A 23,068-nucleotide genomic window follows, 5' to 3' on the forward strand; every position below is an offset into this window, starting at 1 on the left:
GTCACGCACCTCGGGTTGTTGCGCACAGCTTCTTTGAGGGGCAACTCTAAACTAGGCCCGGCCCTTGGCAACCAGGGCCCACACGCCCGCTTCCGCTTCTCCGGTCACTTCGATGTTCAGACCTCCAGTGAGCGCAATTTGCTGGACTCCGGTGATCTTTTTGGTCCCCTCATCGCAGTTGACCGCGGTTTCTGTCGTGGAATCGAGAGTCAGGGTCACAGCGCCTTGCGGGACCTGGCAGGTGAAGTAGATGGTGAACGGACCCTTCCCCGAAAGATCTGAGAAACTCATCGCGTTCGGCATCTGAGAGATGCCGCCGCCGGCGGTCGCTAACCGGGCGCCCACCTCGGACTCCGTGGAGGCCTGCAAATCATCCATCAGCACCTTGATGCGCGGATCTTGCGCCGTGACATCATCCGCTGAAGGCTGGTCACCAGCCGGTGTCGGAGCACATCCGGTAAGCGCCAGTAAAAGGCATGCCGCGCCCAGAAGCGTGATGCGTGAATTCTTCACGAGCACATCCTCCAACGTCGTTTCGTGATCTCTGGTGGACCCTCAACGCTACGTTATCGCTGCTCAGAATCTCTATTCACTAATTTGTCGCGGCGAAATGACCCGCTGAAAACCCTCGCCCCTGAGAGGGCCAAATCCGGCGGCCGACTTTCCCGGCACAGCAAAAGACCCCGCACTCCTAAGAGTGCGAGGTCTTTCAGCGTTCGATCAAAGCTTAGGCTTCGAGCACGACCGGAACGATCATCGGCTTGCGGCGCAGCTTGCGCGACACCCACGAGCCCATGATGCGGCGAACTACCTGCTGCAGCTGGTAGGTGGTGTGCGTCGGGTTGTTGCGCACAGCTTCCTCGATGGCTTCGGCGATCTTCGGCTTGATCTCGTCAAAGACCTTGTCATCCTCGGCCACACCACGTGCGTGGATGTCCGGTCCGGAGATCAGCTTGCCGCTCTGGCGGTTGATCACGGAGATCACCGAGATGAAGCCCTCTTCGGCCAGCGTGACGCGGTCCTTGAGGTCTTCGTCGGTGATGGTGCCAACCTTGGAGCCATCAACGTAAACGTAACCGCAGTCAACCTGGCCAACCAGCTTGGCCACACCGTCGCGCAGGTCAACAACCGAGCCGTCCTCGGTGAGGAGAACGTTTTCGGCCGGGACACCGGACTGCGCGGCCAGGCGGCCGTTGGCAATCAGGTGGCGGGTCTCGCCGTGAACCGGCATGACGTTCAGCGGCTGCAGGATGTTGTAGCAGTACAACAGCTCGCCGGCCGAGGCGTGGCCCGAGACGTGAATCTTGGCCATGCCCTTGTGGATGACATCTGCACCCAGGCGCATCAGACCATTGATCACGCGGAAGACCGAGTTCTCGTTGCCCGGAATCAGCGAGGAAGCCAGGATGACGGTATCGCCCGGGCCCACCTGAATGCGGTGATCTCCGGTGGCCATGCGGGACAGTGCTGCCATCGGCTCGCCCTGCGAACCGGTGGACATCAGCACAACCTTGTTATCCGGCAGCTTGTCAACGTTTTTCATGTCCACCAGAATGCCGGCGGGCACGTGCAGGTAACCAAGCTTTTCGGCGATGGTCATGTTGCGGACCATCGAGCGGCCAATGAAGGCCACCTTACGACCGTGAACCTGTGCGGCGTCGATAACCTGCTGCACGCGGTGCATGTGCGAGGAGAACGAGGCAACGATGATGCGCTTGCGTGCACGACCGAAGAGCGATTCGAGGACCGGTCCAATGTCGCGTTCCGCGGTGGTGAAACCGGGAACCTCGGCGTTGGTGGAGTCGGGCATAAACAGATCCACACCCTCGTCCGCGAGGCGGGCGAAGTGGCGCAGGTCGGTGATGCGACCATCAAGAGGAAGCTGGTCCATCTTGAAGTCACCGGTGTGCAGGACGTTGCCGGCATCGGTGCGGATGAAGACGGCCAGGGCGTCGGGGATCGAGTGGTTTACAGCCACGAACTCGGTCTCAAACGGACCGAAGGTTTCCACGTCACCCTCGACAACCTGCTTGAGTACCGGACGAATGCGGTGCTCTTCCAGCTTGGCGGAGATCAGGGCGAGCGTCAGGCGTGAGCCGATCAGCGGGATATCTCCACGCAGGCGCAACAGGTACGGTACGGCACCAATGTGGTCCTCGTGGCCGTGGGTGAGCACCAGGCCCACCACATCGTCCAGACGGTCCTTGATGTAGCTGAAATCGGGCAGGATCAAGTCCACGCCCGGCTGGTGCTCCTCGGGGAAGAGCACACCACAGTCGACGATCAGCAGTTTGCCGTCAATTTCGAAGACGGCCATGTTCCGTCCAACCTCGCCGAGGCCACCGAGCGGCACGATGCGCAGGGTGCCAGGCTTCAGCTTGGGCGGAAGGTTGTGGAGCACATCGGTGCCCACAGAAGAGGAATCGGTCATGAATTACTTACCTTTCTAGATCTCCCATCCGCCCTCACGCAAATCGGTGCGGATGGTTTCGAGTTCCGTTTCCGACGGTGCCACAAGCGGCAGCCGGACCACGGTGTTCGGCAGGACTCCCTGCCAGTTAAGAATGTGTTTTGCAGCAACGGCGCCCTGTACGTGGCTCATCACGGCACGCTGGATCGGATCCAGCTCAAAGTGGGTGGCGCGTGCGGTGGCCAGATCTCCGGCCAGCATGGCGTCAACAAGGATGCGGTACTTAGCGGCGGCGATGTGTGCGGTGACCGATACGACGCCCACGGCGCCTGCTGCCATCAGCGGCAGGGTCAATCCGTCATCCCCGGAGTACACGTCCAGGTCGGTATGGGCCAGCACCGTAGTGGTGGACTGGTAGTCGGCCTTCGCGTCCTTCAACGCCACGACCAGCGGGTTCTTCGCCAGCTCGATGATGGTCTCCGGAGCCATGGCAATGCCCGCGCGTCCCGGGATGTCATAAAGCATCACCGGCAGCTGCGTTGCCGCGACGATGGCCTCGACGTGGGCGATGACGCCGGCCTGGGAAGGCTTGTTGTAGTACGGTGCGGTCACCAAGATGCCGTGGACCCCGGCTTCCTTCGCCGCAAGCGAAAGCCTGATCGAATGTGCCGTGTCATTGGTGGTGGAACCGGCCAGGACCTTAGCCCGGTGCCCGACGGCCTTGACCACCGTGGCGAACATTTCGACGTTTTCCTCATCGCGAAGCGTCGAGGTTTCACCGGTGGTGCCGGTGACAACCAATCCGTCGCAACCGTCGTCAACAAGCTTGGTCGCCAGTTTGGCGGCCGCTTCGTAGTCAACGTCCCCGTTGTCCTTGAAAGGCGTCACCATTGCGGTGAGGACGGTTCCGAAGGTGTAATTCTTGCCAGGGGTGTGCAGCGCAGTTTCAGCCATGACTCCAACGTTACACTTTGCAGACTCGAAGCAAGGATTCGAAGCGGACGTTTAGGCTGTAAACATGACGCATTTCTCCACTTCCGGTGCCACCGCGGGCAAAACCAGCGCAGCGACCGGAAAAGGATCGCGCATCGCCGGCGTGGATGCCGCCCGCGGACTGGCGCTGCTGGGGATGATCGCCGTGCACATCATGCCCCTGGCGGTCCTCTCAAGTTCTTCGGTTCCCAGTGCCACGTGGGCGGGAACCTTATTTGCCGGTCGCGCCTCGGCACTTTTTGTCCTGCTGGCAGGAGTGGGCCTGGCCCTGCTCTCCGGCGGCAGTGGTTCCATCGCGGCACCCAAGCTGGCCGGGGTGCGACGTCAGGTAGTAATCCGGGCGGTATTGATCTGTGGTTTCGGGTTGGGCCTTGGCATGCTGGATACCAACGTGGCGGTCATTCTGGTGCACTACGCCATCATGTTTTTTGGGGCGATCGCCTTCCTGCGCCTACGTGCGGTGGCGCTGGGGTGTTGGGCCGCCGGCTGGCTGATCCTCTCCCCCGGCGCCCTGTATTTGCTGCGCCCCTGGCTACAACAAGTCCTTGATCCCTCGCGCTTGGGGGCTTCGCCGTTACCCGAAGATTTCGGGACGCCGTTGGTGTTCCTGGCCGATATTTTTGTCACCGGCTATTACCCTGTGCTGGTGTGGTTCGGTTTCCTGCTGGCTGGATTATGTGTGGGCCGATTGGCCCTGGGCCGACCGCCGGTGGCCCTGGCCATCGCCGTTCTCGGAGCTCTCCTCGCGGTGGGCTCCAAATTACTCTCGGCCTGGCTCCTGGCCATGCCCGGGGCGCTCTCCTCGCTACGCCAGGCCACGGGTCTCGATTCGACTCAACTCGCGGTGTCGCTAGTGACCGGTCAGCGGCTGGGCGAGGCACCACAGAGCATCTGGTTCCTGGCCATCTCCGCCCCGCATTCGGGCGCACCGCTCGATGTTTTACATGTCACCGGCTGCGCGCTGGCGGTACTGGGCGCGGCCCAATTGGTGTGTATGGCGCTGCATGCGTTGTTCGGCTCGGTGGGCGAGATGATCCTGTGGCCACTGACCGGTGCCGGAGCCGCGACGCTCACGCTCTATGCGGCACACCTAGTGGCGCTGGATTTGTTCAGCGATGCCTCGGCGCCACTGCCGCGGACCATGCTATTTATCACGTATGCCATCGGTTGCCTGTTGGCCGGATTGGTCTTTGGATTCCTAGGTAAACGTGCCCCACTAGAAGCATTGGTGCATTCGGTGTCCCGGACCCTGGCCCGCAGCGCCTGACTCAGTAGTACCCGTGAGGGCAGTTTTTCCGCGGAATTTCGCACCACCAGCTTTTGTCTCTCGCCCCGGGTTGCGGTGCCCACTGGCTACCGTGGTGCGAGCAGCATGCCGTATGCCACCTCACTGAGAAAAAGCTGGGACATCACGGGCCGCAGGATTCACAGCATTCGGACGTGCGAAGCCAACCTGACAGCCGCCTGATCGAGTGCCACTATTGGCCTATGAACGAAGTTAACACAACGACTGCCCCCGAACCTCAGGTCTTGGTTCTCATGGGCGTTTCCGGTTGCGGTAAAACGACGGTCGCAGCATTGCTGGCCGGTCGTCTGGGCTGGGAATACGAAGAGGGTGACGGACTGCATCCGGCGGAAAATGTCGCCAAGATGCACGAGGGTCACCCCTTGAATGATGAAGACCGTTGGCCGTGGCTCAACAAGGTTGCCGACTGGATTGACGAGCAGCTTGATGCCTCACGATCCGGTGTCATCACCTGTTCCTCACTCAAGCGTTCCTACCGCGATATTCTCAATCGTCGAGGCTCCGGCGTCACCTTCGTTTACCTCGAGGGCAGCTACGAGGAAATCGCCGAACGCTTGGCCGCCAGGCAGGGGCACTTCATGCCTCCGGCTCTGCTCAAGAGCCAGTTTGCGGACCTCGAGGAGCCGGCCGCGGATGAGCCCAGCTTCACGGTAGGCATTGGCCCGGCTCCCCAAGAAATTGCGCGGAACATCATTGATGAGCTGCAGCTACGCAATCTGCACCGAACGGATAAGCCATGAGCATGCTGAGCACCGGCGTTTCAGTCTTGGCCGCCTCGGCCACCGACGCCATGAATGAACCGTGGGCCGCCCACGACACTCAGGTGTTGCTGGTTGCCCTCTTCGGCATCGCCGTAGTGGTGGTGCTGATTGTCTGGGCCAAAATGCATGCCTTCTTGGCCCTGACCATCGCCGCCCTCGTGGTGGGTGTTGGCTCTGGAATTCCCCTCGGTGATCTGACCAAGTCCTATGAAACAGGCGTGGGCGGAGTATTGGGCCACGTTGGTGTCTTGATTGCCCTGGGCGCCATGTTGGGCAAGCTGCTGGGTGACTCCGGTGGAGCCGACAAGATTGTTGATACGCTCTTGCGCGGCTCCAAGGCCTCCCTGCCGTGGAAGATGGCACTGATAGCCGCCATCATTGGTATTCCGATGTTCTTCGAGGTGGGTCTGGTTCTTTTGGTGCCGGTGGTCATGCTGGCCGTCCAACGCACCAAGCTTCCGGCCATGCAATTGGCCATCCCCGCGCTCGCCGGACTCTCAGTCCTGCACGGTTTTGTTCCCCCGCACCCGGGCCCGGTCGCCGCGGTGGGCATCTTGAATGCCGATCTCGGTGTCACCCTGGCGCTCGGTCTGATCGTTGCCATTCCCACGGTGATCATTTGTGGTCCACTCTTTGCTCGTCTGGCTGCTCGGTGGGTGCCCATCGGACCGGCCGGTGCGGGACTCGCCTTCCTCACCGAGGGATCTGCCAAGACCGATGCCTCGGTGACCGGCGCCGAGGCCAAGCGCACTCCGTCCTTCGGCTGGACGCTGGCCACGGTTCTGTCCCCGGTGTTCCTGATGTTGCTGCACTCCGCTGCCAACATGTGGATCAATCCCGACACCATGGCCTTCAAGGTCCTGAACATCATCGGTGACCCGGTCATCGCCCTGCTGCTTGCCGTCTTGCTGGCGATGATTACCTTCGGTACGGCCGTAGGATTCACCGCTTCGGCGCTGAGCAAGAAGATTGGTGACAGCCTGCTTCCCGTCGTGGGAGTGATGCTGATCGTGGGAGCCGGCGGCGGATTCAAGCAGGTGCTAGTTGATGGCGGCACCAGCGTGGCCATTGGCAAGATTGCCGTGGCACTGAGCCTCTCGGCCTTGATCATGGGCTGGATTATTGCCGTGCTGATCCGTGTCGCCACGGGTTCTGCCACCGTTGCCACGGTGACGGCTGCCGGTATCGTCGCTCCGCTAGCCGCGGGACTTCCCCCGGCTCAGTTGGCACTGGTGGTCTTGTCCGTCGGTGCGGGTTCGGTGTTCTTCTCGCACGTGAATGATGCAGGATTCTGGTTGGTCAAGGAGTACTTCGGTATGACCGTCTGGCAGACCATCAAGACCTGGTCCATGATGGAAACACTGATTTCCGTGGTGGGCCTGGGCATGGTGCTGTTGCTTTCGATCTTCGTCTAGCCACGTGTGACGCGGTGCTGAGCTTCTCCCTAGATCACTAGGGAGAAGCTCAGCACCGCGGCTGAAACCACCGCGCAGATCCACCGGGCGTGATTAAGCCGGCCCCACGGCACGGCAAATGATGTCCAGGTATCGGCAGCAGTCTCGCTTCCACGGTCGCTGGCCAGCTGATTATTCAACGGCACGTTGCCAACCACGGTGATGCCAAATGCAGCAATTCCCAAAACAGAACCAACAATGCGAGCCATGGCCGCCGGGACCCAGTTCCCGGCGGCCATTTCCATACCCACCAAGACCACGGAGGTGAGCATGGAACCAAAGAAGATGCTCATGAAGGGCCATCGGACGGCTGCTACATTAATCCACCGCATCGCTGTCACAGCTTCTCGAGACGGTATCTTCTCTAGTGCTGGCAGCACGAGTGCCGCGAAGGAAAAGTACACTCCCCCGGCGATTGCCGTGCAGGCTGCGGTGATGATGGTCAGGGTAATGAGCGAGACATCGTTCATGGCCGTGAACCTCCAGAGATTTGGTCGCTCGTCGCGGATAGTGCCAAGAATCGTGATGTGGTCATGACATCCTGCTGCTGTCGTTCAACAAGACTTTGAACCGCTGGCCAGCGAGATTCCATGGGGAGTTCTCCTTGAGTGGGTGTCGTTTTATCGGCGGCGATTCAGCGGCAACCCATCGTCTCCGCCCTGAGTGACCCTATTCTGGCCGGTACGTTTCCATCGATCAAATAGTGAGCCAACGACGAATGTAGCCGGACGGTACAGCCGAGACCGGGACACGGAACGCGGGATGTTTATGAGGTACGTGCGCTGGCCTCGTCGAGGCCGGGACAGCGAAGCCGCGCTCTGTCCATCGTTGCCCCAAAGGTGTCGCGAACCCATGTCGTCAGCAGCTCGGAATAGAGGTGCGGGAAGTTCTCGCCGTCGCCGCCATCTTCGTATCGGATCTGTACGCCAGCCATGGAGATCGCTGTCTCATCGAACTGAAGGACAACCAGATCACCCGGGTAGTCGGCATAGATGTACGAGGCCACGCGCGCAAGTTGATGCGGTTCCGAGCAGGGAATGAAACCCACCTCGGCCACCGTGGCGCCGCGGGTTGATTGCCGATACACGCCGGAGGCTTGGGCTTCTTTCCAGATCCCGAGTTCGGTCAGGTGCAGGATCGTTGTCATGGACCCAGCATAGGTACGTGGCCAAAGGGTCAGGCGTAGCCTCGCGCAGTTGGGGATTTAGGCAGAGGCCAGCAGACGCTTTTTGAGGTCTCTGACCCGGGCGTGAATGTCGTCGCGGACTAGTTCCATACGTTCGCGCCCCTCGATGCCGCGGGCACTAGGTTCGTCGGTTTCCCACACTTCGATCCTCACGCCGTCCACCGGCGGTACCTTCGCTTCGGAGCCCAGAACCACTACCAGCCCGGCCGCACGCATATTTTCCTCAGTCAAGAGCTTGGGTACTTCGGCACTGATATCAACACCCAGATCAGCCAAAACCTCTGCGGACAGGGCGTTGACGGCATTCCCGGGTTTGGTGCCCGCCGAGGTCACGGTGATGTCCTGGCCAGCTTCGAGTTTCATCAACCCGGCGGCCATCTGAGATTTTCCGCCGTTCTTCACACAGACAAAAAGAACCGAAGGAGATGGCGCAGCTGTTGATGAACACTTCACGATTAGTCCTTCGGGATCAGGGTGGCAGCCAAGGAACCCAAGGCTCCGGGCACTAGGGAGTAGTAGGCCCAGACGCCACGCTTTTCACGGTTGAGCAGTCCTGCCTCGACCATGATCTTCAGATGGTGAGAGACGGTGGGCTGACCAAGGTTGAGCGGCTCGGCGAGATCGCAGACACAGGTCTCGGCGTTTTCACTGGAAGAGACGATGGAAAGAATACGCAGTCGGTTGGGATCAGCCAGGGCCTTAAAACGTAGGGCAAGCGCCTCGGCCTCGGTGGCAAGCAGGGTTTCCTTTCCCTGAGCCGGAACACAGCAGGCCGGTTCCGTTTCGCGCACGGAAAGCTCGAGCCCGGTCGCCCGAATTTGTGTGGCACCTTGTGTCGGCATGAAATTGCCCTCGCTTCCTTTGCACCGTCGACAAGAGATTGACAATCGTCGATATATGCAACCATACTCGAAACATCGATGTTCGTCGATATCTAGTTTTTCGGAGTAAAAGTTCTCATGACATCTACCGCTGCACCCAACGACGCGGGGCACATTACCGCCAAGTTATCGACGCTTGATCGGTACCTTCCCGTATGGATCTTGGCCGCCATGGCCCTGGGACTGGGCCTTGGTCGGATCATTCCCGGGTTGGGCCATGCCCTTGAATCGATCAAGGTGGCAGGTGTTTCACTTCCCATCGCGCTCGGGTTGCTCGTGATGATGTATCCGGTTCTCGCCAAGGTTCGTTACAGCGAAACTTCGCGCGTTATTGGTGATAAGAAGCTCATGATCACTTCGCTGGTGATCAACTGGGTGCTGGCACCGGCCTTCATGTTTGTCCTCGCATGGCTCTTCCTACCGGACCTCCCCGAATACCGCACCGGGCTGATTATCGTCGGTTTGGCCCGCTGTATCGCGATGGTCCTGATCTGGAATGACCTCGCCTGCGGTGATCGGGAAGCGGCAGCAGTCTTGGTAGCCATCAACTCCGTCTTCCAGGTCTTCGCCTTCGGCGTGCTGGGCTGGTTCTATCTTCAGGTTCTGCCTACCTGGCTGGGACTACCGACCACCAGCGCCGAATTCTCCATCTGGGCCATCACGCTATCGGTGCTGGTATTCCTAGGCATCCCCCTGGTCGCAGGATTCCTCACCCGCACCCTGGGCGAAAAGGCCAAGGGACGGACATGGTACGAGGGCACGTTCCTGCCCAAGATCGGCCCTTGGGCCCTCTACGGCCTACTCTTCACCATCGTGATTCTCTTTGCCCTCCAGGGCAATACCATCATTTCCAAGCCGCTGGACGTTGTGCGCATCGCACTGCCGCTGCTGGTCTACTTCGCGGTGGTTTTCGGGGCATCCATGCTTATTGGACGCTCACTGGGCATGGGATACGAACGCACCACCACTCTGGCCTTCACCGCCGCTGGCAACAACTTTGAATTGGCCATTGCGGTAGCCATCGCGACCTTCGGGGTCACCAGCGGCCAGGCATTGGCAGGAGTCGTGGGCCCGCTGATCGAGGTCCCGGTTCTTGTTGCCCTGGTCTATGTTGCCCTCTGGTCCCGCAAATTCTTCACCACTCACACCACCTAGAAGGTCAGCGTATGAGCACTTCCAAGCCCTCCGTCCTGTTCGTCTGTGTCCACAACGCCGGACGCTCCCAAATGGCAGCAGCATTCCTCACCAATCTCTCCGCCGGACAGGTTGAGGTCCGCTCCGCAGGCTCCGCCCCGGCGGATAGCGTGAACCCTGCCGCATTAGAAGCGATGAAGGAAGTCGGCATCGATATGTCGGCCGAGACACCCAAGTTCCTCACGGTTGAAGCGGTCAAGGAATCCGACGTGGTCATCACCATGGGCTGCGGAGACACCTGCCCGATCTTCCCGGGCAAGCGCTACGAAGACTGGCAGCTCGATGACCCGGCAGGACAAGGCGTGGAGTCGGTACGTCCGATCCGCGATGAGATCCGTCGTCGCATCGAGACCCTGATCTCCGAGCTGTTCCCGGCCACCGTCTAATACCAACACCTCGCTTCATCCTCCCTCCCCCTCCAGGAGACACCTCATGACCCAGCAGTACCCCGTTGTAGTAATCGGAGCCGGTCCCATCGGACTGGCCGCCGCCGCCCACCTGATCGAACGTGGGCAAGCGGTCCGTGTTCTTGAAGCTGGCGCCGGTGCCGGGGCAGCGATCCAGGGTTGGGGACACATCAGGCTGTTCTCCACCTGGCGTTACAACATTGACGCGGCATCGCGCCGGCTGCTGGAAACCCCGAGCGAGAACTACGCAGGAGACTGGAAGGCACCGCGAGAAACGCGGTTGCCCTTCGGCAAGGAGATGGTGGACGAGTACCTTGCGCCCCTGGCCGCTCACCCCCTCTTGGCTCCGCATATCAACTACGGCCACCGCGTTACGGCCGTGACGCGCCTCCAAGAAGATGGCAAAAGTGTTGATAAGACGCGCAGTGCCGGCCGCGAAGAATCACTCTTCTTGGTACGCACCAGCACCTCAACCGGCACCGAGGATGTACTGGCTCGCGCCGTTATTGATGCTTCTGGAACCTGGAGCACCCAGAACCCCGTGGGCCGCTCGGGCATCAGTGCCATCGGTGAAGACGCGGCACGTGCCGCTGGTGTGATCACGTCCCCTCTGCCCGATCCCCTAGGGGCCGACAAAGAAACCTTTAGCGGCAAGAAAATCTTGGTTCTTGGTGCCGGGCACTCGGCAGCCAATACCCTGATCAGCCTCGGCAGATTGCGCCAGCAGAACCCCGACACCACGATTCTGTGGGGTCTGCGTGGAGCAGCAAATCCGATCAAGCTCTATGGCGGTGGCGCTGCCGATGAGCTGCCGGCCCGCGGTCAATTGGGGACTTCCCTGCGTCGTTTTGTCGAAAATGACGACATCACCATCGTGGAGAATCTGGCCGTCACCGTCGTGGAGATCGGCGATTCGGCAACGGTGAAGATGGCTGATGGTCGTGTATTAGAGGTGGATGTGGTGGTTCCGGCCACCGGTTTCCGCCCGGATCTAGCCATGCTTTCCGAGCTGCGGCTGGATCTTGATGAGATCGTTGAGGCCCCGCGCGAGCTTGGCCCGCTGATCGATCCCGAATTCCATAGTTGCGGCACTGTCTCCGCACACGGCGAACGAATTCTCTCCCACCCGGAGAAGAACTTCTACATTGTGGGCATGAAGAGCTACGGCCGAGCCCCGACGTTCTTGATGGCCACCGGCTACGAGCAGGTTCGTTCCATAGCGGCGGCGCTGGCCGGCGACCGCACGGCAGCCGATCTGGTGGAACTTGAGCTTCCGGAAACTGGTGTGTGTTCCACCGATTTGGGAGGTTCCTGCGATGCACCGGCAAGCAGCTGTGCCACCCCCGAGCCCTCGGCCGAGCTAGCTGACGAGGCCTGTAGCCCACCGCGGCTGGTGTCGCTCGGCTTCGCCACCGGAACGCTACACGGCAATACGGAGCTTCTCACCATGAACACTGCCGCGACGGTCACCGCGGAGGACAGTGGTTGCTGCGGCACCGCCGAGCCTGCTATCGAACCGGACGTTGTTGCCGATTCGTGCTGCGGTTCGCAACCGATCAACGTCGGCCGAGCCGAGTAAATTTTCTTCGGCAGAACTGAGTGAACGGGTCGGTGGGGTGTCGCATGCGAAACGCTACCGACCCGTTCATCGCATCAGCGCTCATTAACGGGGCAAAAGCTACAGCGGGCCCCTCGCCGATTCCTGTCACCAGCCGCAATTTCCGGCTGGATACCCAGTTTTCCTCTGGTTGAGAATGAAGAATAGGCAATCGCACCCCGTGGTTTGTGTTTCACTCGTCTCATGACGAGGTTGTTGGTTCGCGGGCGCCAAACGAACATGGTGGTCGTATGCTGACTCCACCGAAAACTCTCGAATGATCCGAAGGGCAGCCGAGCTCCGGCTAGGATTCTGACCATGACCGCAGAACCGCTCCGCGAGCCAGCCCAACAGACTAGTTACGTCATTGATCCTCTCACCCTGCGCGAAGTTGTCAACGACGCCAACCTCGTCGAAGCACGAATTGATGTGCTGGAACGTGGCGGGACAGCGGGAGATTCCGAACGGATTGCGTGGCTCCGAATGCTCGGAAGGCTTTCCGAAGCGGAGACGCTTGGTTGGTCAGCACTCATCCGCTCCGGTGGTGCTTCGTCCACCGGAGCAGTGACGAATCCACTCCCCTACGGAGCCACAACGGCTGCATTGCGCTTGGCTCATGTCATGCACTGGCAAGAGCGCTACGACGAAGCCAACGAACTATTCTCGATGGCCCAGACAGCTGCCGAGTCCGCAGTTTCAGATCCGCAGAAGCCACGCAGAGTTCCGTTGACGATAGCTGCTTTCGCGCACCAGCACAGGGGCAAAATGTATTATGAACAACACCGATTCGACCAGGCACTCGATGAGTTCCAAACAGCTTTGGCCCTGCGGGAGGAAGCCAATAGCCCTGCGGATCAAATAGCTTCCACCCTTCTGGCCATCAAGACGTCAAAGGCCCGCATCGCGGCAACCGCCGCAGCTTCTTAGATTCGGCTAGAACTCGCGGTCGAAAAGCTGAGCATTTCCAAGGTTAAGAGCGTGCCGATAAAGAGTACCTGTGCAAAGGCTACCGACAGATCGCTTTCCGCGAATATGAAGGTGGAAGTTGCAGGGCGAGTGTCACTCAAAGTTCCATGCTTCGTAGGTGGAATACCAGATTTGCTTTCATCACGACACATTTTCCCAGAACGGGTCTACAACAGCGCTCCATGTGGGTAGTCTGAGTGCATGATCGACGACTGGGGTGTGCGCGAACATCGGGATATTTACGCTGAAGTACTGCCCACTTGGGGGTTTCCACCACCGGGCAGTACCATCGTTCCTGCTCACGCAAAAACGAACGCCTCCGCCCAGGTAGACCGGCTCCTTAAGGCTTCAGAAGCCGCGGAAGCTCTAGCAATGATGCACAGCTTCGCGTTCGGAGTCCGATTAAACGAAGGTTCATCAGATTGGACCATGTCCTGTCTGCCGCAATACTCCGATGCACCTAACCAGCGCCGGGCAACGACCATCACTATCGGACGCAACGAAGTTTTCCATGTTTGGATGTACCTTGACACCGGCCGAATTGGTGACTGGGGAATGCTCGTCGGTGAACGAGATGACGAAGACAATTTCGGTGAACTATCGACCATCATCGAACTGGAGAAAACACGCCACGGTCTACTTGCCAAGGGTTCGGGATTTGATTCATTTGCGGAAGCACTCGGCCACCAACTCATCCGAAAATGCGCCGAGAACGTGATCCAAAATCGTCGAAAAGCCGGATCCAAGCGTCAGGGCGAATGGCACAACCCTCGACTAGCGAGACTATTAGAGCTCGACACCGCCGGAAAAAGCGAAGAAGCGGAAATCATCGAATCAGACTGGGATGTTCCCATTTCTTACGCAATGGGATCAATTGCATCCAGAAGACATCAAGCCGCATTTAGAAGAAATCTCCTGAAAAACACTGTCCCCGTTGCGTGTGCGGTATGCGGCATCGATGTGAAAGAGATACTCGAAGCAGCTCATCTCATCCCTGATTCTCAAGGCGGCCGCGCAAGTGCAGACAACGCCATTCTGCTCTGCGCAAATCACCATAAATCCATGGATCAGAAGATGTTTACGTGGACAGCTGGAGCTCCCCAGTGGAAGCCGGGTATCAAACCGTTCTGATTCATCCGCCGTTCCAGGTCGAACAAAGAGTTGCCAACTTCGGCGTCGGCTATGACGGTCTTGATCTGTCCTCGGCCAATGAGTATGGGTCAGGGTGAGCAACACCCCGGATGTGCTCACGGACGATGTGACAGACCTGGCCATTGGCCTATTGTTGGCAACTGCACGTCAGACCCCTGCCGCCAAGCAATTCCTTTAGACCTGTGCGTGGGCCGATGGTGGATTCATCTTGACACGCAAAGCTTCCGAGTCGCGACCGAGCATTGTTGGCATGGGGCCAATCGGCGAAACGATCGCTCAACGTGCCGCTGCTTTTGACATGCCAATCCGCGATTCTTCCCGCCAGCTCAAGCAGGATCTCCTCTGTGGATTTGAACCATCATCGGTGAAACTTGCCACATGGGCGGGTGCCCTTATTGTCGGTGTCTTGGGTAGGGAGGAAACACAGTGGCTCATCGATGCCGACATCCTCCGGGCGCTCGGCCATCGGGGCCTTCTGATCAATGTCGGTCGTGGATCAGCCGATAGTGAAGTCGCGCTGATTCAGACGTTAGCTTCGGGCGGGATTCGTGGCGCGGGTCTTGACGTTTTTGCTGACGAACCGCGGGTGCCCAAGGAGCTGCAAGGTCTGCCCAACGTTGTATTGACCCCACATATTGCCCGCTCGATGTGGCAACCACGAGAAGTCATGTCACAGCTGGTTGTCGAGAATGTTAGGGCCTTTGAACTCGGCCAGCGTTTCTGACGCCGGTTGGCTGAGCTTCTATCTGGGAAGTGCTCGCCTGCTCGGAGGCTGACATCCGGCACCCACAAAAAAGGGTTCCTGCCGCCGATTCATTTCTGAACCGGCGGCAGGAACCCTTCTTTATTGTATTTAAGCCTTATTGCTAGGCGGCTGCCTTGGCACTTGCAAGGTAGAAGCCAATGGCTGTGCGCATGGCGTCACGTGCTCGGCGGCGATCCCCCGAAGCGTCATAGGCCAGAGCCAGACGGTGCCACGATTTCCACGACTCGGGGTTGGCCTCAACCTCTTCCTTGTACTGGACAAAGTCCTCATCGGCGCTGGCCTTGATGATGCGTCCGGCCGGGGTGCGCGGTAGATTATCCTCCGGCAAGAGTCCCTCGGAAGCCAAAATCGAAGCCATCTTCTGCGTACGAGTACCGAAGAGCACCTCGCGGATCAGGATCCAGACACCCAACAACGGAATCACCAACGCGGCAACGCCAATGGCCTTGGCTAGGGGTTCGTCGGCCATGATGAACTGCATCGCGGAGGAGAGCGCCACCACCAGGTACAGGACAAAGAGCAGCAGGATGGCGCCGACCCAAATTTTGGTTTTCATCTGTTTAGCGTCCCAACTCGAGGTAACCATCAAGGCCATAGGTCAGCCCCGGGCGTGTGGCGACGGTGCGCAGGCCCAGCAGCACGCCGGGCATAAATGAAGCGCGATCATAAGAATCGTGGCGCAGCGTGAGCTGTTCGCCGGCCCCGCCGAGCAGAACCTCCTGATGAGCCACCAGGCCGCGCAGGCGGACCGAGTGCACGTGCACTCCATCAACTACAGCGCCGCGGGCACCGTCCAGCTGGGTCTCGGTGGCGTCGGGGCTGGCAGCCAGACCGGCTGACGCGCGCTCGGCGGCAATGAGCTCCGCGGTGCGTACAGCGGTACCCGAGGGTGCATCAACCTTGTTGGGGTGGTGCAGTTCGATGATTTCCACCGATTCGAAGTAACGAGCGGCGGTGGCGGCGAAGGCCGAGGCCAAAACCGAGCCAAGCGCAAAGTTCGGGGCGATGAGTACACCGGTTTCGGGGTGCTCGGCGAGCAGTGCGCTCAGCGCTGCGCGCTTGGCATCGTCCCAGCCGGTGGTGCCGATGACTGCGTGCAGCCCGTGGCTGACGGCGAATCGCACGTTCTCCTCGGTGCTTGCCGGGACACTGAGGTCCACCACGTGTGTGGTGCCCGCTTCCAGAATGGCTTCAAGCTTGTCTCCGCGACCCAACGCGGCGACCAGCTCCATGTCCGCGGCGGCCGTAACGGCCTTAACGGCTTCGGCTCCCATTCGTCCGGATGCGCCGAGTACGGCGACTTTCAGTGGTGCACTCATGACTTCTAGAGTATCGGGAAATTGGGGTGCGCTTCACGTCGATGACAGCCAAAGCTGGAATCTGCGCGGTGGGGTTGCTAACAGTGCTCGGATTTTTCCGATCCATTGCCCCGTGGCGCAGATCATGGTCCCGGATGCTGCATCAAAGACAGGAATCCGGTCGCGCCCCACCATCCGGGCAGCAAAAAGGGCCGCCGAGTATCAACTCCGGCGACCCCTCAGAGGTACTAGCTGGCGTCTACGACGTTCCAGCTGCGGTCCTCGCGGTTCCAAGACACGGAGGCATCGCGCAGCTTGCGCAAGGACTTCAGAACGTCGCGATTGATGGCTTGGTGACCGTTTTCATTGGTGTAAACCCATTCGTCGCCGAAGGCCTCCGCGATGCGTGGCACCACGGCTTCCTGGTGAACAGTTTTTTCAGCGTGGATCGTATCGAGGATCCACTGGGCAATTTCTGATGCATTGGTCATCTACTTAGCGTACTGGTGTGCGGGACAGAGCGCACACCGCATGCCAATGGCGCATTACACGCAGTGGTATCGCTGTCGTATCTACGGTGCCTTGTTTGGCGGCACCAAGCAAGGGAATCCGTTCACGGTACCTCCGACCGTCCAGCCTGTCCGAGAAACCCAGTCCGCTCCGTGAGCCTGCCATCCGATTGGGGTGATCCCGCGCTGTCCACGATGCAGATCGTCGACGCGGCCACAGCATTTCGGCCCACCATGGCTGCGACGCGGCCCCAAAATCCTGCACTGGTAGGCGATCCGAGTACCAACTCGTCCAGATATGGAAGTAAAAGCACGCGTGCTCGGGTTCGCCTAGCCATGATCGAGCGAACCCGCTAACAACCATTCGAAACTTCCTCTGGTCGAGCGACGCCAGACCCGAAAAAGGTCTGGCGGAGGTGATGTTCCGTGAAGTACCTAGTGCCGGAGCTCCTTCCTCAGAGTCTCCCAGTCTGTAGCGACCATATCGCCAGCCCCGCAGAGGAACCTGTCCAAATCCTCGGCCAGGTCTTTCCGTGTTCAGGTCAATGGGTCAATGGGTCATTCACCCCCTGAGTGAGGGGCCCGGTGAGGTTACGGGGGCCGGGCCGGTTGCCAACGAAGGTTAGTAACGGGTCCCCGCAAAGCTTCCCGCACAAACCGAATATGAGAGCAAATGACGGCGCAAGAGTTCCCGGTGCCCTCTCGGGCAGCATGGCTCGGACCAAACCTCGTTTGCGGACCTCGCCCACTGATATCAGACTCCGTATTGCAGGATCCCTGCAAGATTGATGCCGCGCACCGGCACGCGGCATCAGCTTTGCTCCCTCAAGGGCTCCCCGGTGGGGGCTTGTACACTGAAGGTCATGCTCAGGCTTTTGGATCACAACCATTAGTGTGGATCATTCCAACCAAGGGTCCAGACAAGGCATTCGCGCACCACAACCGACAGGTAGCGGCACCGATGGCCAGTGTGATGACACGCAACAACATCAAGATCATGGGCCCAGTGAACGGACCTGTGGTGATGCTCGCCCACGAGTCCGGCTGTGACCATGGGACTTGGGACAAGATGCTGCCCCATTTCACGGAAAAGCACCGGGTGTCGCTCTTCGACCACGTCGGATTTGGAGGCTCGGATTTGGCCGCTGAATATTCGGTCAAATCCGCCTGCTTGCACGGGTACGCCCGGGACGTGCCGGAAATCTGTAAGGTACCGAACCTGCAGGATGTCACCCGTATTGCTCACAGCGTCCGTGGCATGATGGAAATCGACGCCGTTGATGCGGATACTCTGTGTCTGGATAGGCTGTTGCTCGGGGCGTCCCCGGCCATCTACCTAGAGAACCCCACAGACGGAGACATCGGTGGACTCAGCGCCAAGAACCTCGACGGACTGCTGTCTTCCTTGCATATCATCTCCTTGATCTGGACCACCTTGGATACCCTGCAGAACGCGGCGGAGCTTCAGAACCGCTTCCTTGGGATCATTCCAATGGTTGCCCGCGAATTCTGCCGCGTCGCCTTTCTCTCGGATGTTCGGCCCCTGCTCAGGGACGACACTTCGCCGTCACTCGTACTCCAATGTATCGATGACCTCTTAGCCTCAGACCACATCGGCCTAGACCTCCAGAAAGATCTGGCCGACGGCACTCTCCTCCGGCTCACCGATACCGGACACTGCCCACAGGTGAGCTCTCCCGAGGAAAGCGCCCACGCCATCCGGGGCTATTTGAAGAGCGCCGCAGCGTGCCAACAGACCGAACTCGAACTGATCGCCGCCTCCTGATGAACAGGACACACACAGACTCCCAGCCACGCACGGACTTCGAGGCATTGTTTCATCAGGCACCCGCAGGCTTCCTCATTACTGAGACCGACGGAACCATCCTCGAGGTCAACGACACTTTCCTCACCTGGACGGGCCTAGAACGAGTCGCGGTGCAAGGTGCGAACCTGCTCGCCCTGTTTCCCGCGGACGACAGGATCATTTATGACGCTTATGCTCGTCCCCTGCTCGGGTCCGGAAGATCTTTCAGCGAACTGGCGGTGTCCATCGTGGGACACGATGGACACCGCCACCCTGCCCTGCTCTCGGCCACGCGCTCACCTTCGGCCAAGGATGAACCTGCCGTGGACCGCATCATCGTCTTCGGAATCTCCCAACGCCGAGGCTACGAGCACGAGCTCGAAACTGCTTTGCGTCGAGCCGAGGAAGCCGAAAACGCAAGGGAACTGGCCGAAGCCGACACCGCCGCCCATCGAAACTCTTTGGCCGAATCGGAGAACGAGCTATGTCTGGCCCTACGGCAAAGCCGCAGGAACGAATCCCTGCTCAGAACCGTCCTGAATACCGTCGATATCGGCATCGCTGTGGTGGACCACGAGGCAAATCCGGTCATGCACAACAGCCGCTACCAGCGCGACCTGGAGCACGCCACCCCTACGGGCGCCGGCGGCGGGACGGATTCCGGACTCCTCGTCTATGGCCCAGACCACACCACCGTGGGGTTCCAGGACATTCCCCTACTGCGGGCGGCACGGGGTGAATCGTTCTCCGATGCCCTCATCTGGATCGGCCCTCGCGGCGACCAACGAGCCTTAAACGTCTCGGCACAGCCGGTGCCCGAACACGGTGATTTCACCGGTTCCGTTATCACCTACAGTGACGTGACGCAGCTGATCAACGCCGTGGCTGCCAAGGACGACTTCCTCGCCAATGTCTCCCATGAACTGCGAACCCCCATGACCTCCATCGTCGGCTACCTCGACTTGGTTCTGGACGACCCGGACCTGCCTGGGCATATTGCTGCTCCGTTGAAGGTGGCCCTGCGCAATTCCGAACGCCTCCTGCAACTGGTCGGCGATCTGCTCTCCACCGCCACCGCCGGCAGCGCCCTGGCACCACGGAACGTGGACCTGGCCGGGCTCATTCGCGAGAGCATCTGCTCCGCGACACTGCGCGCACAGGGCAACAACGTCACGATCACCACCGACATCCCGCCCACACTTCCCGCTCTCCTGGACCCATTGCGGATCAGTCAGGTCCTGGACAACCTGCTCTCCAATGCGATCAAGTTCTCCCCCGACGGCGGACACGTCACCATCACTGCCATCCGCACCCACGGGCACCTCACGGTCGAATTCACCGACACCGGAATCGGCATGACCCCGCAGGACCTGCAAGAAGCATTCACCAAGTTCTTCCGCTCCGACACCGTCCGGAAAGCCGCCATCCCCGGTGCAGGTCTGGGGCTGCCCATCACCAAGAACATCATTGAAGCCCACCACGGAACCATCGCACTTGCCAGCGACCCCGGTCGTGGTACTACCGTCAGCATCATCCTTCCCTTCGCGGAGTAGGGGGTACGTCCCCTCGCCCAACTGCTATTCCGAGATTTACACGGGGGGGATTGGGTGCGTGAAAAACGCACGCCGAGTTGCGAAAGGATTCTTCGGAATGCTGCCGGGCTCGTGTGTCTCAATTCTTGAGAGAATTTTGCGTCTTCGCCAGCGGTAAATCTGAGGTTGATCGCGCACCATGGAGTTATGCGGGAACTAGAGACCTCCGCATGCTAAGGGCACACACGGACAATAGACCCTATTTGGGAGGACCTCTGAGGTGTGTCCGGGCAGGAAACCTCCGCCTGAGAAACGGAGATTTCCTGCCGAATCCTGACCGCGCCGTTTCCCCAGCATTCGTTAACACGTCCTCCTCTGCGTCCTCCGAGAGAGCCCTCCAGAGCTCGGCATTATGAGAGACAACAAACCATGATGCGAGGATGGCTCTTGCCATAAAACTGCTGATCACGAGAGCCATATATTCAGGCAAGACCGCAGCCCAAGACGGTCGTCTTCGAGGGGAGCGTTCCCTGATTAGGGAAGCAACTGTTTCTAATAAATCAATTAGTGTGATATTTTGTGCTCGGACCCTCCGTGGTTTCGGCTCTCGGTCCCGCAGTCCGGCACTCACCGGCACTCGCAACTTCTTCTTAAAGGTCTCTCACATGCGCACCATCACTCGCACTGCACTTGCCCTTGTCGGAACAGCCGCTCTCGTCGGATCCATGGCAATGCCCGCCACTGCCGCACCGACAAGCGACACTGAGACCACCGTCCTGGTCGACTCGGGCACCATCGACATCTCCACTCCGGTCGCTACTACTTCCGGCCTGATTACCGCTGGCAGTTCGGCGACCATCCCACTGGACGGTGTCCTCGTCACCGACAGCCGCGCCGGTACTGCCAGCTGGTCCGCCTCAGTCCACATGACTCCCTTGACCGGTCAAATTGTTGACAATGTCCTGGAACTCACCAGCGCCGATTACCTGGCCGAGACCGCGATCACGACCGGAAATCCGACCATGGCTCTCCCGGCTTCGGTCAGCGTGATCGGTGCCATTGATGGCGGAACGAACGTAGCGGTGCAGACTGCAACGACCGTTGCTGGCAATAACACCGCAACGTGGGACGCCACCTTGACCGTTGAAACCCCTACCCAGGCGTTGGCTGATACCTACACCGCAACGTTGACGCACTCCGTACTCTAGACAATTGGCTTGGGGACGCCCGCGCATGCGGGCGTCCCCAAGCCATAGTCCAATTTGAACCGTGGGCCGTGATTGCGAGTTCCTACATAAAAGAACAAGGGTCCTGGGTTTTTGCGTTATCTGATCACGACAGTCTGCCTGCTTATCCTGCTGCTGGTGCCAGCCGCGTCCTCGACGGCGCAGTCGGCGCCCGCGCCTCCTGAATCCTCGGGAGTCGGAGTGCGGCTACTCGATGTCCCCACAGCTACGCTGGAGGATCCCCGAGCCAGGTCCTACATCGTGGACCGCCTCACGCCGGGCGAAACGATCAGCCGCCGGATCGAGGTGCAGAACCACTCGGCCACCACCCAGTCAGTCAGGGTCTATTCGGGTGCCGCAACCATCAATGGTGGTTCCTTCGTGGGTGGAAACGATCCAGCAGTTAACGAGCTAACCACCTGGATAACACTCGACCGGCCGCAGCTAGAACTCGCCGCCGGCGATGTCGCCGCAGTCTCCGTGACCATCGATGTGCCCAAAGACGCTCCCGAAGCAGAACAATACGCCGCCATCTGGGCCGAAGTCAGGGAAGAGCCCGCTGACGGTTCGAACGTTGTTCAGGCCAGCAGGACGGGCATCCGCGTCTATCTTTCGGTCGGCGAAGGCAATGGAAAGCCCGCGGATTTCGACATTGAATCGCTCACCGCAGCCAGGGACGCCGCTGCAAGTCCCCAGGTCTCTACTATGGTGACGAATAGCGGTGGCCGCGCTCTAGACATGTCCGGTGAGCTGACTCTGACCGACGGCCCCGGGGGGATCTCCGCAGGGCCCTTCCCCGTGGGGCAGGCGACCACCATTGCACCGGGACAAACCGGAGAAGTGCTCACAGTCTTAGATCCCGAGATTCCTAACGGACCGTGGAATGCTCGCGTGAAACTCCACAGCGGACTCGTCGAGCGGGAAGCTCAGGCTAGTATCACCTTCCCGGACGCCGGGCAGGGAGCTGTTGTAGCCCCCGAGACGAGCCCCAACGCTACATTGATTGCCATAGGCGTTGCTGTCCTTGTCTTGGTCACCGCATTGATCCTGTGGTGGGTCCGCCGCCGCAACAGCGTCCAAGGCTCAAGCCAGCGCAAAGCGAAGGTAGACATCTAGCGTCGCTCTCAGTTCGATCAAGGTTCTTGACCACAGATAGCGGTTGAAACAAGCCCGTATTACGGATGGAATAGGGAAGCAGGCTCGATTGCGCAGCGACACGGCAAAGGCGACACACAAGGGAACGTCGACCTTCCTCCGACCGGCTGGGTTTCTCATCACGACGGCGTGTGTCAGCTTGGCACTGCTTGGAAGCATGCTGCCAACTCCCGCTCCTGTTCAGGCCGCGGGCACCGGCCCCGTGCTCGTTCCGCCGACGGCGTCGAAGCCTGCAGTCTCAGAATCGGGATTGAGAGAAACCGCCATCACCGGCACGAACCCCTTCGTTTCGAACCTCGGGGCGAATTCCCCCACAGCGACTTCTTCTCCGGGCCTGCTCGAAACCAGCTCCACCACTGCTCCGCCCGCCACACCCACGACAGCCGCACCCACCGCCACCACCGCTGCGCCCGCCACACCCACGACAGCCGCACCCACCGCCACCACCGCTGCGCCCGCCACACCCAC

Annotated in this window: 24 protein-coding genes; 13 read left to right on the forward strand and 11 right to left on the reverse strand. The window is 59.9% G+C overall.

What is annotated here, in order from left to right:
- Positions 1–51 precede the first annotated feature (51 nt).
- The 3 genes from HED64_RS17900 to dapA all read right to left on the reverse strand — a co-directional run bounded on the left by HED64_RS17900 (position 52) and on the right by dapA (position 3,364).
- Positions 52–513 (reverse strand): hypothetical protein, encoded by a 462-nt coding sequence (locus tag HED64_RS17900; protein ID WP_168153322.1) that lies wholly within the window; start codon positions 511–513, stop codon positions 52–54.
- 214 nt (positions 514–727) lie between these two features.
- Positions 728–2,431, reverse strand: coding sequence for a ribonuclease J (locus tag HED64_RS17905; protein ID WP_132361447.1), 1,704 nt, complete (start codon positions 2,429–2,431; stop codon positions 728–730).
- 15 nt (positions 2,432–2,446) lie between these two features.
- A complete protein-coding gene (dapA, locus tag HED64_RS17910; RefSeq protein ID WP_168153323.1) occupies positions 2,447–3,364 on the reverse strand; it encodes a 4-hydroxy-tetrahydrodipicolinate synthase in 918 nt (305 codons plus the stop codon).
- Positions 3,365–3,428: 64 nt separating this feature from the next.
- On the opposite strand from dapA, the gene HED64_RS17915 reads away from it, so the two are divergent.
- The 3 genes from HED64_RS17915 to HED64_RS17925 all read left to right on the forward strand — a co-directional run bounded on the left by HED64_RS17915 (position 3,429) and on the right by HED64_RS17925 (position 6,885).
- Positions 3,429–4,670: a heparan-alpha-glucosaminide N-acetyltransferase domain-containing protein gene (locus HED64_RS17915; protein WP_168153324.1), complete on the forward strand. Its 1,242-nt coding sequence runs from the start codon at positions 3,429–3,431 to the stop codon at positions 4,668–4,670.
- A gap of 221 nt (positions 4,671–4,891) precedes the next feature.
- On the forward strand, positions 4,892–5,449 hold the full coding sequence (locus HED64_RS17920) for a gluconokinase (protein ID WP_132361453.1): 558 nt from the start codon (positions 4,892–4,894) through the stop codon (positions 5,447–5,449).
- On the forward strand, positions 5,446–6,885 hold the full coding sequence (locus tag HED64_RS17925) for a GntT/GntP/DsdX family permease (RefSeq protein WP_425351814.1): 1,440 nt from the start codon (positions 5,446–5,448) through the stop codon (positions 6,883–6,885). Before HED64_RS17920 ends, HED64_RS17925 begins: the two co-directional genes overlap by 4 nt.
- Before the next feature lie 29 nt (positions 6,886–6,914).
- Here the strand turns inward: HED64_RS17925 and HED64_RS17930 are convergent, their stop codons facing one another.
- The 4 genes from HED64_RS17930 to HED64_RS17945 all read right to left on the reverse strand — a co-directional run bounded on the left by HED64_RS17930 (position 6,915) and on the right by HED64_RS17945 (position 8,952).
- Positions 6,915–7,394 carry an anthrone oxygenase family protein gene (locus HED64_RS17930; RefSeq protein WP_168153325.1) on the reverse strand — a complete coding sequence of 160 codons (480 nt, stop codon included), beginning with the start codon at positions 7,392–7,394 and terminating at the stop codon, positions 6,915–6,917.
- Between the two features lie 296 nt (positions 7,395–7,690).
- A complete protein-coding gene (locus tag HED64_RS17935; protein ID WP_168153326.1) occupies positions 7,691–8,071 on the reverse strand; it encodes a DUF952 domain-containing protein in 381 nt (126 codons plus the stop codon).
- A 57-nt stretch (positions 8,072–8,128) separates the two neighbouring features.
- Positions 8,129–8,563 (reverse strand): arsenate-mycothiol transferase ArsC, encoded by a 435-nt coding sequence (locus HED64_RS17940; RefSeq protein ID WP_342590770.1) that lies wholly within the window; start codon positions 8,561–8,563, stop codon positions 8,129–8,131.
- 2 nt (positions 8,564–8,565) lie between these two features.
- Positions 8,566–8,952, reverse strand: a complete 387-nt coding sequence (locus HED64_RS17945) for an ArsR/SmtB family transcription factor (RefSeq protein WP_168153327.1) — start codon at positions 8,950–8,952, stop codon at positions 8,566–8,568.
- Between the two features lie 117 nt (positions 8,953–9,069).
- Between HED64_RS17945 and arsB the strand changes: the two genes are divergently transcribed.
- The 6 genes from arsB (at position 9,070) to HED64_RS17975 (ending at position 15,031) form a co-directional block, all read left to right on the forward strand.
- Positions 9,070–10,146, forward strand: coding sequence for an ACR3 family arsenite efflux transporter (gene arsB / locus HED64_RS17950; RefSeq protein WP_168153328.1), 1,077 nt, complete (start codon positions 9,070–9,072; stop codon positions 10,144–10,146).
- A gap of 11 nt (positions 10,147–10,157) precedes the next feature.
- Positions 10,158–10,571, forward strand: a complete 414-nt coding sequence (locus HED64_RS17955) for an arsenate reductase ArsC (protein ID WP_168153329.1) — start codon at positions 10,158–10,160, stop codon at positions 10,569–10,571.
- A gap of 46 nt (positions 10,572–10,617) precedes the next feature.
- Complete coding sequence (locus HED64_RS17960) at positions 10,618–12,171, forward strand: FAD-dependent oxidoreductase (RefSeq protein ID WP_168153330.1); 1,554 nt, start codon at positions 10,618–10,620, stop codon at positions 12,169–12,171.
- A gap of 336 nt (positions 12,172–12,507) precedes the next feature.
- Positions 12,508–13,116: a tetratricopeptide repeat protein gene (locus tag HED64_RS17965; RefSeq protein ID WP_168153331.1), complete on the forward strand. Its 609-nt coding sequence runs from the start codon at positions 12,508–12,510 to the stop codon at positions 13,114–13,116.
- Between the two features lie 240 nt (positions 13,117–13,356).
- On the forward strand, positions 13,357–14,286 hold the full coding sequence (locus HED64_RS17970; protein WP_168153332.1) for an HNH endonuclease: 930 nt from the start codon (positions 13,357–13,359) through the stop codon (positions 14,284–14,286).
- A 229-nt stretch (positions 14,287–14,515) separates the two neighbouring features.
- Positions 14,516–15,031, forward strand: coding sequence for an NAD(P)-dependent oxidoreductase (locus HED64_RS17975; RefSeq protein WP_168153333.1), 516 nt, complete (start codon positions 14,516–14,518; stop codon positions 15,029–15,031).
- Between the two features lie 142 nt (positions 15,032–15,173).
- Here the strand turns inward: HED64_RS17975 and HED64_RS17980 are convergent, their stop codons facing one another.
- The 3 genes from HED64_RS17980 to HED64_RS17990 form a co-directional block, all read right to left on the reverse strand.
- Positions 15,174–15,629, reverse strand: a complete 456-nt coding sequence (locus tag HED64_RS17980; protein WP_210149945.1) for a hypothetical protein — start codon at positions 15,627–15,629, stop codon at positions 15,174–15,176.
- A gap of 4 nt (positions 15,630–15,633) precedes the next feature.
- A complete protein-coding gene (gene dapB, locus HED64_RS17985; protein WP_168153334.1) occupies positions 15,634–16,392 on the reverse strand; it encodes a 4-hydroxy-tetrahydrodipicolinate reductase in 759 nt (252 codons plus the stop codon).
- Between the two features lie 227 nt (positions 16,393–16,619).
- On the reverse strand, positions 16,620–16,862 hold the full coding sequence (locus tag HED64_RS17990; RefSeq protein WP_168153335.1) for a DUF6953 family protein: 243 nt from the start codon (positions 16,860–16,862) through the stop codon (positions 16,620–16,622).
- 991 nt (positions 16,863–17,853) lie between these two features.
- Here HED64_RS17990 and HED64_RS17995 point away from each other — a divergent pair.
- The 4 genes from HED64_RS17995 to HED64_RS18010 all read left to right on the forward strand — a co-directional run bounded on the left by HED64_RS17995 (position 17,854) and on the right by HED64_RS18010 (position 22,561).
- A complete protein-coding gene (locus HED64_RS17995) occupies positions 17,854–18,666 on the forward strand; it encodes an alpha/beta fold hydrolase (RefSeq protein ID WP_168153336.1) in 813 nt (270 codons plus the stop codon).
- Positions 18,666–20,240, forward strand: coding sequence for a PAS domain-containing sensor histidine kinase (locus tag HED64_RS18000; RefSeq protein ID WP_168153337.1), 1,575 nt, complete (start codon positions 18,666–18,668; stop codon positions 20,238–20,240). The genes HED64_RS17995 and HED64_RS18000 overlap by 1 nt, the downstream gene beginning before the upstream one ends.
- Positions 20,241–20,884: 644 nt before the next feature.
- Entirely contained in the window at positions 20,885–21,427 is a 543-nt protein-coding gene (locus HED64_RS18005; RefSeq protein WP_168153338.1) for a hypothetical protein, read from the forward strand.
- 111 nt (positions 21,428–21,538) lie between these two features.
- Positions 21,539–22,561: a hypothetical protein gene (locus HED64_RS18010; protein ID WP_168153339.1), complete on the forward strand. Its 1,023-nt coding sequence runs from the start codon at positions 21,539–21,541 to the stop codon at positions 22,559–22,561.
- 219 nt (positions 22,562–22,780) lie between these two features.
- On the opposite strand, the gene HED64_RS18015 is transcribed toward HED64_RS18010, so the two are convergent.
- On the reverse strand, positions 22,781–23,068 hold a 288-nt coding region (locus HED64_RS18015), incomplete at its 5' end, for a hypothetical protein (RefSeq protein WP_210149947.1).

The sequence above is a fragment of the Paeniglutamicibacter terrestris genome, assembly GCF_012271785.1.
In the GTDB taxonomy this organism is placed as follows: domain Bacteria; phylum Actinomycetota; class Actinomycetes; order Actinomycetales; family Micrococcaceae; genus Paeniglutamicibacter; species Paeniglutamicibacter terrestris.